The sequence below is a fragment of the Paenibacillus contaminans genome, from assembly GCF_003285015.1.
GTDB lineage: Bacteria > Bacillota > Bacilli > Paenibacillales > NBRC-103111 > Paenibacillus_V > Paenibacillus_V contaminans.
This window is the reverse complement of sequence record NZ_QMFB01000104.1, coordinates 1-302: the sequence shown is the minus strand read 5'-3', so window position 1 is coordinate 302 and position 302 is coordinate 1. Positions and strand designations below refer to the sequence as shown.

The 302-nt window shown below is 57.0% G+C and carries 1 pseudogene; it reads right to left on the bottom strand.

Features of this window, described 5'->3' with window-relative positions:
• Positions 1–302, bottom strand: a pseudogene (locus DQG23_RS42505) (hypothetical protein); the annotation flags it as partial.

Sequence of the window (302 nt, the reverse complement as noted above, 5' to 3'; positions counted from 1 at the left end):
AACACCGTGCGCGGAAGCAGATCGACGGCGCGCGGACACATATTTTCGCTGTACTCGACCGGGCTGCGGAACGGATAGTTAAACGGGAAATTGTCCTTCTCCGCCGTCCGCTGCTGGAACAACTGCGGAACCATATAAACCGGACGTCCCGCGTACAGCGTATACGATTGAATATTTTCGGCCCCAAGTGCGGCCATAAATTGCGATGCGGCGGCAGCGTCAGGCAAAATCATGCTCACATGCGACCCGATGTCTCCCGCTTCGTCAACGACGCCGCGGAATTGGATCGACGGCAGTTTCTC